The sequence below is a fragment of the Streptomyces sp. NPDC028635 genome, from assembly GCF_040637635.1.
Lineage (GTDB): Bacteria > Actinomycetota > Actinomycetes > Streptomycetales > Streptomycetaceae > Streptomyces.
Window position 1 is genome coordinate 188,423 of record NZ_JBEZWX010000012.1, and the last position, 12,642, is coordinate 201,064.

Annotated in this window: 11 protein-coding genes and 1 tRNA gene; 5 read left to right on the forward strand and 7 right to left on the reverse strand. The window is 71.3% G+C overall.

The features are described 5' to 3' along the window. Nucleotides 1-66: 66 nt before the first annotated feature. The 5 genes from AB0E88_RS16255 (at nt 67) to AB0E88_RS16275 (ending at nt 4,049) form a co-directional block, all read left to right on the forward strand. Entirely contained in the window at nt 67-1,047 is a 981-nt protein-coding gene (locus AB0E88_RS16255) for an ABC transporter ATP-binding protein (protein ID WP_361630447.1), read from the forward strand. Next, on the forward strand, nt 1,037-1,945 hold the full coding sequence (locus tag AB0E88_RS16260; protein WP_361630391.1) for an ABC transporter permease subunit: 909 nt from the start codon (nt 1,037-1,039) through the stop codon (nt 1,943-1,945). Before AB0E88_RS16255 ends, AB0E88_RS16260 begins: the two co-directional genes overlap by 11 nt. A gap of 49 nt (nt 1,946-1,994) precedes the next feature. Continuing rightward, on the forward strand, nt 1,995-2,906 hold the full coding sequence (locus tag AB0E88_RS16265) for an ABC transporter ATP-binding protein (RefSeq protein WP_361630394.1): 912 nt from the start codon (nt 1,995-1,997) through the stop codon (nt 2,904-2,906). Between the two features lie 10 nt (nt 2,907-2,916). Beyond that, the gene (locus tag AB0E88_RS16270) at nt 2,917-3,636 is read left to right on the forward strand and encodes an ABC transporter permease (RefSeq protein WP_361630397.1); all 720 of its coding nucleotides are present in this window, start codon (nt 2,917-2,919) and stop codon (nt 3,634-3,636) included. A 326-nt stretch (nt 3,637-3,962) separates the two neighbouring features. Beyond that, nucleotides 3,963-4,049: transfer RNA gene (locus tag AB0E88_RS16275), tRNA-Ser, on the forward strand. A gap of 394 nt (nt 4,050-4,443) precedes the next feature. On the opposite strand, the gene AB0E88_RS16280 is transcribed toward AB0E88_RS16275, so the two are convergent. From AB0E88_RS16280 to AB0E88_RS16310, 7 genes are all read right to left on the reverse strand, one after another. Then, nucleotides 4,444-5,241 (reverse strand): HAD family hydrolase, encoded by a 798-nt coding sequence (locus tag AB0E88_RS16280; RefSeq protein ID WP_361630400.1) that lies wholly within the window; start codon nt 5,239-5,241, stop codon nt 4,444-4,446. After that, nucleotides 5,238-6,515, reverse strand: a complete 1,278-nt coding sequence (gene serS, locus AB0E88_RS16285; protein WP_361630403.1) for a serine--tRNA ligase — start codon at nt 6,513-6,515, stop codon at nt 5,238-5,240. The genes AB0E88_RS16280 and serS overlap by 4 nt, the downstream gene beginning before the upstream one ends. 505 nt (nt 6,516-7,020) lie before the next feature. Continuing rightward, nucleotides 7,021-7,956: a prephenate dehydratase gene (gene pheA, locus AB0E88_RS16290; protein WP_361630406.1), complete on the reverse strand. Its 936-nt coding sequence runs from the start codon at nt 7,954-7,956 to the stop codon at nt 7,021-7,023. A gap of 243 nt (nt 7,957-8,199) precedes the next feature. Further along, nucleotides 8,200-9,504, reverse strand: a complete 1,305-nt coding sequence (gene efeB, locus AB0E88_RS16295; RefSeq protein WP_361630409.1) for an iron uptake transporter deferrochelatase/peroxidase subunit — start codon at nt 9,502-9,504, stop codon at nt 8,200-8,202. Between the two features lie 7 nt (nt 9,505-9,511). Then, the gene (locus tag AB0E88_RS16300) at nt 9,512-11,380 is read right to left on the reverse strand and encodes a copper resistance protein CopC (RefSeq protein ID WP_361630412.1); all 1,869 of its coding nucleotides are present in this window, start codon (nt 11,378-11,380) and stop codon (nt 9,512-9,514) included. Nucleotides 11,381-11,390: 10 nt separating this feature from the next. Continuing rightward, complete coding sequence (locus AB0E88_RS16305; RefSeq protein WP_361630420.1) at nt 11,391-11,876, reverse strand: copper chaperone PCu(A)C; 486 nt, start codon at nt 11,874-11,876, stop codon at nt 11,391-11,393. Further along, on the reverse strand, nt 11,873-12,532 hold the full coding sequence (locus tag AB0E88_RS16310; RefSeq protein ID WP_361630450.1) for an SCO family protein: 660 nt from the start codon (nt 12,530-12,532) through the stop codon (nt 11,873-11,875). The genes AB0E88_RS16305 and AB0E88_RS16310 overlap by 4 nt, the downstream gene beginning before the upstream one ends. Nucleotides 12,533-12,642: the final 110 nt, after the last annotated feature.

The window sequence follows — 12,642 nt, forward strand, 5'->3', positions numbered from 1 at the left end:
ATACCAGGACGGCTCTGCGGTCTGACGATTTCCGTGGCCTGCGTCACTACTGTTCACGACGTGACTGTGATCGCGACCGAAAGCCTGAGCAAGCGGTTCCCGAGGGTGACCGCGCTCGACCGGCTGTCCGTGGACATCGGACCCGGTGTGACCGGACTCGTCGGAGCCAACGGCGCCGGCAAGTCCACCCTGATCAAGATCCTGCTGGGTCTGTCCCCCGCGAGCGAGGGCCGCGCCGAGGTGCTCGGCCTCGACGTCGCCACCAAGGGCGCCGCCATCCGCGAACGCGTGGGCTACATGCCGGAGCACGACTGCCTGCCGCCCGACGTCTCGGCCACCGAGTTCGTGGTGCACATGGCCCGCATGTCCGGCCTGCCGCCCACCGCGGCCCGCGAGCGCACCGCGGACACCCTGCGCCACGTCGGCCTGTACGAGGAGCGCTACCGCCCCATCGGCGGCTACTCCACGGGCATGAAGCAGCGCGTCAAGCTCGCCCAGGCCCTGGTGCACGACCCGCAGCTGGTCTTCCTCGACGAGCCGACCAACGGCCTCGACCCGGTCGGCCGCGACGAGATGCTCGGCCTGATCCGCCGCGTGCACACCGACTTCGGCATCTCCGTCCTGGTCACGTCCCACCTGCTGGGCGAACTGGAACGCACCTGCGACCACGTCGTCGTCGTCGACGGCGGCAAGCTCCTGCGCTCCAGCTCCACCACCGACTTCACGCAGACCACGACCACCCTCGCGATCGAGGTCACCGACAGCGACGAGCACCCCGACGGCACCCGCGCGGTCCGCGAGGCGCTGCACGCGCGCGGGGTGACCACCCACGACGACGGCGGCGGCCTGCCCGGCGCCGGCCACACCCTGCTGCTGACCGCGCAGGGCGAGGAGACCTACGACCTGATCCGGGACCTGGTCGCCGACCTCGGCCTCGGCCTGGTGCGCATGGAACAACGCCGGCACCACATCTCGGAGGTCTTCACCCATGGCGACGACAGCCGCGGCGACGACAGCCGGAAGGAGGCCGTGAGCCATGGCCGTTGAGCAGCCCCTCGCCCCGTCCTCCCGGGACGGGTCCCGCATCCACGACATCGGCTACCGCGGCTACGACGGCCCGCGCCTCGGCCGCGCCTACGCCCGCCGCTCGCTGTACACACAGTCCCTGCGCGGTGCCTACGGCCTCGGCCGGTCGGTCAAGTCCAAGGTGCTGCCGATGCTGCTGTTCGTGGTGATGTGCGTGCCGGCCGCCATCATGGTCGCGGTCGCCGTCGCCACGAAGGCCAAGGACCTGCCCGTCGACTACACCCGCTACGCGATCATCATGCAGGCCGTCATCAGCCTGTACGTCGCCTCGCAGGCACCCCAGTCGGTCTCGCGCGACCTGCGCTTCAAGACCGTCCCGCTGTACTTCTCACGGCCCATCGAGACCGCCGACTACGTACGCGCGAAGTTCGCCGCGCTGGCCTCGGCGCTGTTCCTGCTCACGGCCACCCCGCTGCTCGTGCTCTACGTCGGCGCGCTCCTCGCCAAGCTGGACTTCGCCGACCAGACCGAGGGATTCGCACAAGGACTCGTCTCCGTGGCACTGCTGTCGCTCCTCTTCGCCGGGATCGGCCTGGTCATCGCCTCCGTCACACCGCGCCGGGGCTTCGGCATCGCCGCCGTGATCGCCGTCCTGACCATCTCCTACGGCGCCGTCTCCGTCGTCCAGGGCATCGCCTACGCGCAGAACAGCACCGGAGCGATCGCGTGGCTGGGCCTGTTCTCGCCGACGACGCTGATCGACGGTGTCCAGTCCGCGTTCCTCGGCTCCTCGTCCGCCTTCCCCGGCGGCGACGGACCCTCCCACGCCCAGGGAGCGATCTACGTCCTCGTCACCCTCGGCCTGATCGCCGCGAGCTACGGGCTGCTGAACCGCCGCTACAAGAAGGTGGGACTGTGACCGCCCACCCGTCGCCCGCCACCACCCTTCCAAGGAATGGGCTGCGCCCATGAGCACTCTGTCTCTCGACCATGTCTCCCGCTGGTTCGGCAACGTGGTCGCCGTCAACGACGTCACGATGACCATCGGGCCCGGCGTCACCGGCCTGCTCGGCCCCAACGGCGCCGGGAAGTCCACCCTGATCAACATGATGGGCGGCTTCCTCGCCCCCTCCACCGGCACCGTCACCCTCGACGGGCAGGCCGTGTGGCGCAACGAGCAGATCTACCGGCACATCGGCATCGTCCCCGAGCGTGAGGCGATGTACGACTTCCTCACCGGCCGCGAGTTCGTCGTCGCCAACGCCGAACTGCACGGCCTCGGCGACAAGGAGGCCCAGCGGGCCCTCGCGACGGTCGAGATGGAGTACGCGCAGGACCGCAGGATCGCCACGTACTCCAAGGGCATGCGGCAGCGCGTGAAGATGGCCAGCGCCCTCGTCCACGACCCCTCGCTGCTGCTGCTCGACGAGCCGTTCAACGGCATGGACCCGCGCCAGCGCATGCAGCTGATGGACCTGCTGCGGCGCATGGGCGACGAGGGCCGCACCGTGCTGTTCTCCTCGCACATCCTCGAGGAGGTCGAGCAGCTCGCCCGGCACATCGAGGTGATCGTCGCCGGACGCCACGCGGCGAGCGGCGACTTCCGCGAGATCCGCCGCCTGATGACCGACCGGCCGCACCGCTACCTGGTGCGTTCCAGCGACGACCGTGCCCTCGCGGCCGCGCTGATCTCCGACCCGTCCACCTCCGGCATCGAGGTCGACCACGCCGAGGGCGCGCTGCGCATCCAGGCCGTCGACTTCGCCCGGTTCACCGCCCTGCTGCCGCGCGTCGCCAAGGCGAACGGCATCCGGCTGCTGACGGTCTCGCCCTCCGACGAGTCCCTCGAGTCCGTCTTCTCTTACCTGGTCGCGGCGTAGGAGGCCGAAGATGTACGACCCCACTGTCGCCCGGCTCACCTACCGAGCCCTGCTCGGCCGTCGCCGGGCCCTCATCCTCGGCGCGCTGCCGCTGCTGCTGATCGTGATCTCCGTCGCCGTGCGCGCCCTCACCGGCGCCGACGACCAGACCGCCTCCGACGTCCTCGGCGGCTTCGCGCTCGCCACGATGGTGCCGATCATCGGCGTCATCGCCGGCACCGGCGCGATCGGGCCCGAGATCGACGACGGCTCGGTGGTGTACCTGCTGTCCAAGCCGCTCAAGCGGCCCACGATCATCGTGACCAAGCTGATCGTCGCGATCGCCGTGACGATGGTCTTCTCCGCCGTGCCGACGCTCGTGGCGGGCCTGATCCTCAACGGCAACGGCCAGCAGATCGCCGTCGCCTACACGGTGGCCGCGCTGGTCTCCTCCATCGCCTACGCGGCCGTGTTCCTGCTGCTGGGCACCGTCTCCCGGCACGCGGTGGTCTTCGGCCTGGTCTATGCCCTGGTCTGGGAGGCGCTGTTCGGCTCCCTGGTCCCCGGCGCCCGCACGCTCAGCATCCAGCAGTGGTCCCTCGCCGTGGCCCACAAGGTCGCCGGCGGTGACCTGGTCACCTCGGACGTGGGGCTGACGACGGCGACGGTGCTGCTGATCGCGGTCACCGTGCTGGCCACCTGGTACGCCGGGCAGAAGCTGCGGGCGCTCACCCTGGCGGGCGAGGAGTAGGAACCGCCGGCCCTCGCCCCGCCGGTGGCCGCCGGCCCTCGCCCCGCCGGTGACGCCGGCGGGGCCACGTGATTAATCGGTGGCGCCCAACTCGCCGTTCCGGCACAGTAGTCGGTGTCCACACCGCCGGACGATCGCGTCCGGCGCCACCGTCTGGGAGAGGAGCGGGGCGATGTCCATGCACGGCAGTACGTCCAGCTCCCGACAGGGCAGCCCGCGGCGGACCACGGTGTAGTTACGCCACCGTCGAGTCCCCACCGCACGGGGAGCTGCCCGGGGCGGCCGCTTCGAGCACGCGATGTCGCTCTCGCGTGGGCCGCCCACCCGGAGGATTGGCCGAGTGGTAAGGCACCGGTTTGCTAAACCGTGGTCGGGTCGAAAGGCCCGCGCACGTTCGAATCGTGCATCCTCCGCGAGACGTTGCCACTGGGGCTGGCTGAGGTGGGGCCGCGCCGTTGTTGTCCGCGGTGCGTTGCCGGGTGCGGGTGAGGGGGTGGCTGGTCGCGCAGTTCCCCGCGCCCCCAGGGACCTACGGTTCCGTCGCCGACAACGCGCCCACCTGCGGCAGACGGCAGCTGCAACGCCCCAGGCTGCAACGCCCCAGCGGGTGCAACGCCCCAGCGGGTGCAACGCCCCAGCGGCTGCAACGCCCCAGGGGCGCGGGGAACTGCGCGACCAGCCCACCACTACCCGCACCCGGCGACGGAATCAGCCCCCGGGACGGAGTCCGCACCCGGCGACGGAATCAGCCCCCGGGACGGAGTCCGCACCCGGCGACGGATCAGCCCCCCGACGGCGCGGCCCCCGCTACGGCAGCAGCCGCTCCAGTACCGCCGCGATCCCGTCCTCCTCGTTGGAGGACGTCACCTCGTCGGCCACCGCCTTGAGCTCCTCGTGCGCGTTGGCCATGGCCACGCCCCGCGCCGCCCAGGCGAACATCGGTACGTCGTTCGGCATGTCGCCGAAGGCGATCGTGTCGGCCGCCTTCAGCTTCAGCCGGCGCGCCGCCAGCGAGAGCCCCGTCGCCTTCGACAGACCCAGCGGCAGCAGTTCGACGATGCCCGCGCCCGCCATGGCGACGCTGACGAAGCCGCCCGCCGCACGCCGGGCCGCCTCGGCCAGCTCGTCGTCCGACAGCTCGGGGTGCTGAATGTAGATCTTGTTCAGCGGGGCGCTCCACAGATCGGACGCGTCCGCGAACGGCGTCGCGGGCAGCGAGCCCGTGAGCGCGTACCCCGGGCCGACCAGCACCTCGCCGTCCAGGCCGTCACGGCTGGCCGCCAGATACAGCGGGCCGACCTCCGCCTCGATCTTCGCCAGCGCCACCCCGGCCAGCTGCCGGTCCAGGGTGACCGTGGTCAGCAGGCGGTGCTCCCCGGCGTCGTACACCTGCGCGCCCTGGCCGCACACCGCGAGGCCGCGGTAGCCGAGGTCGTCGAGGATGTGCCGGGTCCAGGGGACGGCGCGGCCGGTGACGACGATGTGGGCGGCGCCCGCCGCGGTGGCGGCGGCGAGCGCGTCACGGGTGCGCTGCGAGATCGACTCGTCGGAGCGCAGCAGCGTTCCGTCGAGGTCGGTGGCGACGAGCCCGTAGGGGAAACTCACTTGGCCACCGGCTCCAGGACCTCCCGGCCGCCCAGGTACGGGCGCAGCACCTCGGGCACCCGGACGGAGCCGTCGGCCAGCTGGTGGTTCTCCAGGATCGCCACGATCGTGCGCGGTACGGCGCACAGCGTGCCGTTGAGCGTGGCCAGCGGGCGGACCTTCTTGTCCTCACGGACGCGGATGGACAGCCGACGGGACTGGAACTCGGTGCAGTCCGAGGTGGAGGTCAGCTCGCGGTACTTGCCCTGGGTCGGGATCCACGCCTCGCAGTCGAACTTGCGGGAGGCCGACGCGCCGAGGTCGGCGGAGGCGACGTCGATCACGCGGAAGGGCAGCTCGAGCGAGGTCAGCCACTGCTTCTCCCACTCCAGCAGCCGCTTGTGCTCCTCCTGCGACTCCTCGGGGGTGACGTAGGAGAACATCTCGACCTTGTCGAACTGGTGCACGCGGAAGATGCCGCGGGTGTCCTTGCCGTGCGAGCCGGCCTCGCGGCGGAAGCACGGCGAGAAGCCGGCGTAGCGCAGCGGCAGCTGGTCGGCGTCGATGATCTCGTCCATGTGGTACGCCGCCAGCGGCACCTCGGACGTGCCGACCAGGTACAGGTCGTCCTTGTCGAGGTGGTAGACGTCCTGCGCGGCCTGGCCGAGGAAGCCGGTGCCGGCCATGGACTGCGGGCGCACCAGCGCCGGGGTGAGCATCGGCGTGAAGCCGGCGGCGGTGGCCTGGGCCAGCGCGGCGTTCACCAGGGCCAGCTCCAGCAGGGCGCCGACGCCGGTGAGGAAGTAGAAGCGGGAGCCGGAGACCTTGGCGCCGCGTTCGGTGTCGATGGCGCCGAGCAGCTGGCCGAGCTCCAGGTGGTCCCTGGGCTCGAAGCCCTCGGCGCCGAAGTCGCGGATCACCCCGTGCGTCTCGAGGGTGACGAAGTCCTCCTCGCCGCCCACGGGGACGTCGGGGTGGACCAGGTTGCCGAGGCGGAGCAGCAGCTCCTGGGTCTCGGTGTCGGCGGCGTCGCGCTCGGCCTCGGCGGCCTTGACGTCGGCCTTGAGCTGTTCGGCCCGCTTGAGCAGGTCGGCCTTCTCGTCGGCGGAGGCCTTGGGGATCAGCTTGCCGAGCGACTTCTGCTCGTTGCGCAGCTCGTCGAAGCGGACGCCGGAGGACCTGCGCCGCTCGTCGGCAGACAGGAGAGCGTCGACGAGCGCGACGTCCTCTCCACGGGCGCGCTGAGAGGCGCGCACACGGTCGGGGTCCTCACGAAGCAGGCGAAGGTCAATCACGCGGTCAAGGCTACCGGTGCCGGGTGACGGCTCACGACTCACTATTGGAGGGGCGCGCCGAATAGTTCCTTACGGTGCGTTATGGGTCAATTGCGCGGTGTGTCCATTCAGGGCTCCGCCGGCTCGATTGGCTTGTGGGTGGCGGGACTTGGGGCCCGCGCCGTCCACAGGAATCCACAACCCGCGGAAAGTTATCCACAGGGTGTGAGAAAGATCTGTGGACTTCGGAATTGATCACTCCGTGACCGTAACCGGACCTGAGGATTCCCGGCGCACAGGTCTTTTAGTCGCACTTTCGAGTGGAAAGTGTTCGCTCCAAAGGATTGTTCAAAGGAAACAGGTGGACGAAGTGTGACCCGTGCACCTGTGGGCGCACTTGGGTCCTGTAGGCCGATTTGTCGACTGACTGAGGCTTCTCTGTCGACTTGTCCCCAGGTCGAGAAGCCCACCTGTGGATAACTTCTGTGGATAACGAAGATATGCAGGTAGGACTGGCGTGGACCGCTCAGAACCGCCCGTCCTGGCAGCGCGCCACCCAGTCGGCCGCCGCGACGAACTCCTCGTCCGACGTCCCGAGCAGCAGCGGCCGTACGTCCTCGGGCCCCGCCTCCGCCCGCGGGTACGAGCCGAGGAAACGCACCTGCAGACAGATCCGCTTCAGCCCCATCAGGGCCTCGGCCATCCGCCGGTCGGAGATGTGACCCTCGGCGTCGATGCAGAAGCAGTAGTTCCCGATGCCGGCGCCGGTCGGCCGGGACTGGAGCAGCATCAGGTTGATGCCGCGGGTGGCGAACTCGCCGAGCAGGTCGCGCAGCCCTCCCGGATGGTCGTCGCGCTGCCACAGCACCACGGAGGTCTTGTCGGCGCCGGTCGGAGCGGCCGGCCGGGCAGGGCGGCCGACCAGCACGAACCGCGTCTGCGCGGTCTCCGGGAAATCGTGGATACCGGTCTCCAGCGCGTCGAGACCGTAGCGCGCGGCAGCGAACTCCCCGGCGAAGGCGGCGTCGTAACGGCCCTCCTGGACGAGGCGGGCGGCGTCGGCGTTCGAGGCGGCCGACTCCCAGTCGGCGTCGGGCAGGTTCGCCCGCAGCCAGTTGCGCACCTGCGACTGGGCCGCCGGGTGGGCGGAGACCGTCTTGATGTCCGAGAGCTTGGTGCCCGGCCGGACCAGCAGCGCGAAGGTGATCGAGAGCAGCACCTCGCGGTAGATCATCAGCGGGGCGCCCGCGACCAGCTCGTCCAGGGTGGTCGTGATGCCGCCCTCGACCGAGTTCTCGATCGGCACGAACGCCGCCTCGGCCTCCCCGGCCCGCACGGCGTCCAGCGCGGACTGCACCGACACGTACGGGATCAGCTCCCGGGTGGCGGCTTCCGGCAGGGTGCGCAGGGCGACTTCGGTGAAGGTCCCCTCCGGGCCGAGATACGCATAGCTCGCTGGCATGGTCTCACCCTAATGGCCGCAGGGCGCCCCGGCTCAGGCGTCTCACGCAGGCCACTCGACCGAGTGGTTTGAACCCGGAAAGCGCGTGTGCCGCGGCACCCGTCCGGTATCCCGTTCCGTCACCCCGTCCGTATCCCGGCCCGTCACCCCGTCCGGTATCCCGGCCCGTCACCCCGTCCGGTATCCCGGCCCGTCACCCCGTCCGGTATCCCGGCCCGTCACCGCGTCCGGTATCCCGTTCCGTCACCCCTCCAGCAACCGCTGCCCCACGTACTCCCCCTTCGCCGCACCGCCCGGCACCGCGAAGAGCCCGCTGGTCTCGTGGCGGATGAACCGCGACAGCGCGTCCCCGCGGTCCAGCTTGCGCTGCACCGGGACGAAGCCGCGCAACGGGTCGGCCTGCCAGCAGATGAACAGCAGCCCCGCGTCCGGCACCCCGTCCGCGTCGAAGCCGTCGTGGTAGGAGAAGGGGCGCCGCAGCATCGCCGCGCCGCCGTTGCGGTCGGGCCGCGTGATGCGGGCGTGCGCGTTGACCGGGACGACGTACTCGCCGTTCGCGTCGGTCTTCTCCAGGTCCATCTCGGTGGTCTCGGTGCCGCCCGACAGCGGCGCCCCGTCGGACTTGCGCCGCCCGATCACCGCCTCCTGGTCGCGCACCGGCAGCTTCTCCCAGTCGTCGAGGAGCATGCGGATACGGCGTACGACGGCATAGGAGCCGTTCGCCATCCAGGCGGGCTCGCCACCGGCCGGCACGAAGATCCGCCGGTCGAAGTCGGGGTCGGCCGGCTTGGGGTTGCGGGTGCCGTCGACCTGGCCCATCAGGTTGCGGGCCGTCATGGGGTGGGCGGTGGAGCCCGGCGTGCGGTTGAAGCCGTTCATCTGCCAGCGCAGCCGGGCGGCCGAGCCGGTGTCCTTCTGGATCGCGCGCAGGGCGTGGAAGGCGACCAGGGCGTCGTCGGCCCCGATCTGCACCCACAGGTCGCCGTCGCTGCGGGCCTTGTCGAGCTGGTCGGAGGAGAAGGCGGGCAGCGGGTCCAGGGCGACCGGCCGCTGCTTGTCCAGCCCGGTCTTCCCGAAGAAGCTGTGCCCGAAGCCGAAGGTGACCGTCAGCGAGGACGGTCCGGCGTCCCGGGCCACGCCGGTGTCGTCGTGGGCCGCCGGCTCGCCCGCCATGAGCCGCTCCGCCGTCGCCGACCAGCGGCGCAGCAGCGCGGCCGCCTCCTTGCGGCCCGCGCCCGGGACGAGATCGAACGCGGCGAGATGGCCGCGGGCCTGGAGACCGTCGGTGATGCCGGGCTGATGTTTCCCGTGAAACATCGCGCGACCGGCTCCGAGCGAGGTGAGCGGCGTGGCCTGCGCGGGCGCGGCCGCGTACCCCGCCGCCGCACCGGCCGCGCCGAGTACGAGCCCGGTGGCGCCGGCGGTGCCGAGCAGCCGGCGCCGCGAGACGCCCTGCGGCTCCGCGGCACGCTCGGAACCCGCGGCAGGTTCCGCGGAGCGCGTGGAAGCCTTGGTGGACCGGGCGGACGAGGGGGACTGGTCGGGCATGGTGCACTCAGCCGATCTGCGCGTTCTTGGAGACGGTCACCTGGTCGATGTCGGAGGTCCGCACGGTCACGGCGACCTTCCAGTCGCCGGCCATGGGGATCTGCACCCCGTCCGCCGACCAGTGTCCGGTGGTGATGTGGTCCGGGGCGACGGGCAGCGGCCCGATGGCCTTGGCGGTGAGCGTGAAGGCGATCTTCAGCTCGGGCACGTCGTACGCGCTGCCGTCGGGGCGCGTGACATAGACGTGCATCTCGTTGGCGCCGACGCGGGCGGGGTCGAGGTCGATGCTGACGACGCCCTTGCCGTCCTTGCCGCCGGTGTCGAACGGGATGTCCAGCGTGACGGCGCCCGACCCGGCGACCGCCGAGGAGGAAGAGGAGGAGGACGAGGTGGCGGCCTTCGCGGCCTCCTCCGTGCGGCCCGGCTCGGTGGAGGTGAGCACGGTGGTCACCGCGAGCAGGACCACCGCTACGGCGGCCTCCGCGAGGACGGACCGGCGCAGCCCGAAGCGGTCCGGATCGGCGTCGCGCTGCTGCTTGCGCCGGGCGGCCTCCATGGCGGCCTGCTGCCGGGCGAGCTGGGCGGCGCGCGAGGGGTCGGCGGCGGGAGCGGTGACGCGTTCCCTGGTCTTGGTCTGCCGGACGGCCGGGTCGCTCAGCCGGCCCGTCCACCGCCGGGAGACCGACGCGAGGCCGACGAGCACCGCCACCAGCCCGATCTTGACCAGCAGCAGCTGTCCGTAGCGGGTGTCGGTGAAGGCCGACCACGAGCCGAGCTGGCGCCAGGACTGGTAGACGCCGGTGGCGACGAGGGCGAGGACGCTGCCGAAGGCGACGGTGGAGAAACGGCGCACGGCGGCGGCCTCGACCGGGGTGTCGGCCGGCGCGAAGTACAGGGCGACGAGCAGCGCGGTCAGCCCGCCGAGCCAGGCGGCGACGGCGAGCAGGTGGACGACGTCGACCGGCATCGCGAGGCCCGCCTGGAGTCCCACGGAGGCGTGTTCGGCCATCGCCCAGCTCGCCGCGAGGCCGGCGGCGACGACGGTGCCGCCGATCGCCAGCCCGAAGGTCAGATCCCGTTTCTCCTCCTCGTCGCGTTTGTCGTACGCGCCGAAGAGGACCGCGATGAACAGCGCCGCCGCGGCGAGCAGCAGCAGGCGGGAGACCAGCGCCGCTCCGGACTTGGTCTGCAGGACCTGGCCGAGCAGGTCCAGGTCGAGGATGTCGGCCGCCTTGCCGGAGGTGGTGTAGGCGCCGCGCAGGAGCAGCAGCGCCAGGGTGGCCGCGGTCAGGGCGACCCAGCCGGACACCACGAGCCGCTGCACGGCCCGCACCCCCGTGCCGCGCCGCCAGCAGGCCAGCACGAACGCGGCACCACCGGTCAGGACGATGAAACCGGCGTACGACACATACCGGCCGAGCCCGTACAGCCCGCCGACGACGCCGCCCCCGGCCCCCTGCCCGCCGACGGAGACGGAGGTCTTGGAGGGGGCGCCGATGGAGAAGGTGTAGGCGCCGGAGACGGGATGGCTGTCCGCCGAGACCACCTGATAGGTCACGGTGTACGTGCCGTCGGGCAGCCCGCTGTGCAGGGCCACGGCGTACGTGGTGCCGCTGACCTCGGACGGCTTGCCGTCGTCGACGCGCTTGCCCTTGGGGTCGAGGACGCGCAGCGCGTCGTCGTTCAGGGCGACCTTCTCGGAGAAGGTCAGGGAGACCCGGGCGGGCGCCTGCTTGACCACCACCCCCTGCTGGGGGTCGCTGCCGGTCAGCGCGGCGTGCGCGGAGGCCGGCGCGGCACCGGCGAGCAGCGCGCCGAGCGCGGCCACGAACAGCAGCACGAGGGTCCGGACGCGGGGGGCGATGGTCGGGCTCACGGTGGCTCCCTCAGTGTCCGGTCGCGGGGGTGTACGTCGCGGCCTTCACCGGCATCCGGACCTGGATGGTGCCGGACCGGGCGAAGTGCAGTGCGACGGTCACGTTCTCGCCCTGCTTCGGCTTGCGCTTCAGCCGGTCGAACATCAGGTGGTTGCCGCCGCTGGCGAACACGACCCGGCCGTGCGCCGGTACCGGGAGCGCGGCCACCTCACGCATCGCTCCGCCCGCCGTCTCGTGGACGGTGACGCTGCCGGCTATGTCGCTGGTGACGGAGGTCAGTTCGTCCTTCGTTCCACCGTCGTTGGCGAGGGTCAGAAAGCCGGCCGCCATGTCCGAGACGGGCTCGGGCATGTAGGCGGAGCTGACGGACAGCACGGCCTTCCCGGACCCGGCCTTTGTCGTGGAGCCGGCACCGGAGTCCGGGCCGGAGGAGCCGCAGCCGGTCAGGAGCAGGGCGCCGGTCAGGGCGGCGGCAGCCGCGGCGCAGGCCCTCACGGGTTCTCCCCCTTGACGATCTTGGGGAGGTCCTTGGTGTAGTCGTCGACGGTGGTGTCCTCGCCGTAGTAGAGGTAGCCGCGGTCGGTCTTCGGGGAGAAGGCGAAGACCTGGGTGCCGTGCACCGAGACGAGCTTGCCGTTCTTGTCCTTCGTGGTCGGCTCGATGGAGATGCCGAGGGTGCGGGCGCCCGCCTGGATGGTGGCGAAGCTCCCGGTCAGCCCGATGAACTGGCTGTCGATGCCGTTCAGCCACTTGCCCAGCTCGGCCGGGGTGTCGCGGCCGGGGTCGGTGGTGACGAACACAACCCGCAGCTTGTCCTGTTCGGCCTTGGGCAGCTGCTTCTTGGCGACGGCGATGTTGCTCATCGTCAGCGGGCACACGTCGGGGCAGTGCGTATAGCCGAAGTAGATCAGTGTCGGCCGGCCCGCGGTCTCCTTGCGGAGGTCGTACGTCTTGCCGTGGGTGTCGGTCAGGACCAGGTCCGGCTTCTCGAACGGCTGGTCGAGGACGGTGCCCGCCTTGCCGGAGCCGGACTCCTCGGAGACGACGGAGACGGGACTGGAGCTGTCGCTGCCGTCACCGCCGCCGCAGGCGGTCAGGGTCAGTGCGGCGGCGGCGAGGAGGGCGGCCGCCGCGAAGGTCTTGGTGCGCATGGAGAGGGATCCCAGAGGTCGGCCGGTGCCGTCGGCGGTCCAGGCGGCGTCCCGCGGCTGGAACGGGCCGGTGGCCTCGGGCAGTTCGCGCCGGCAGGCGCCGGGCAGGT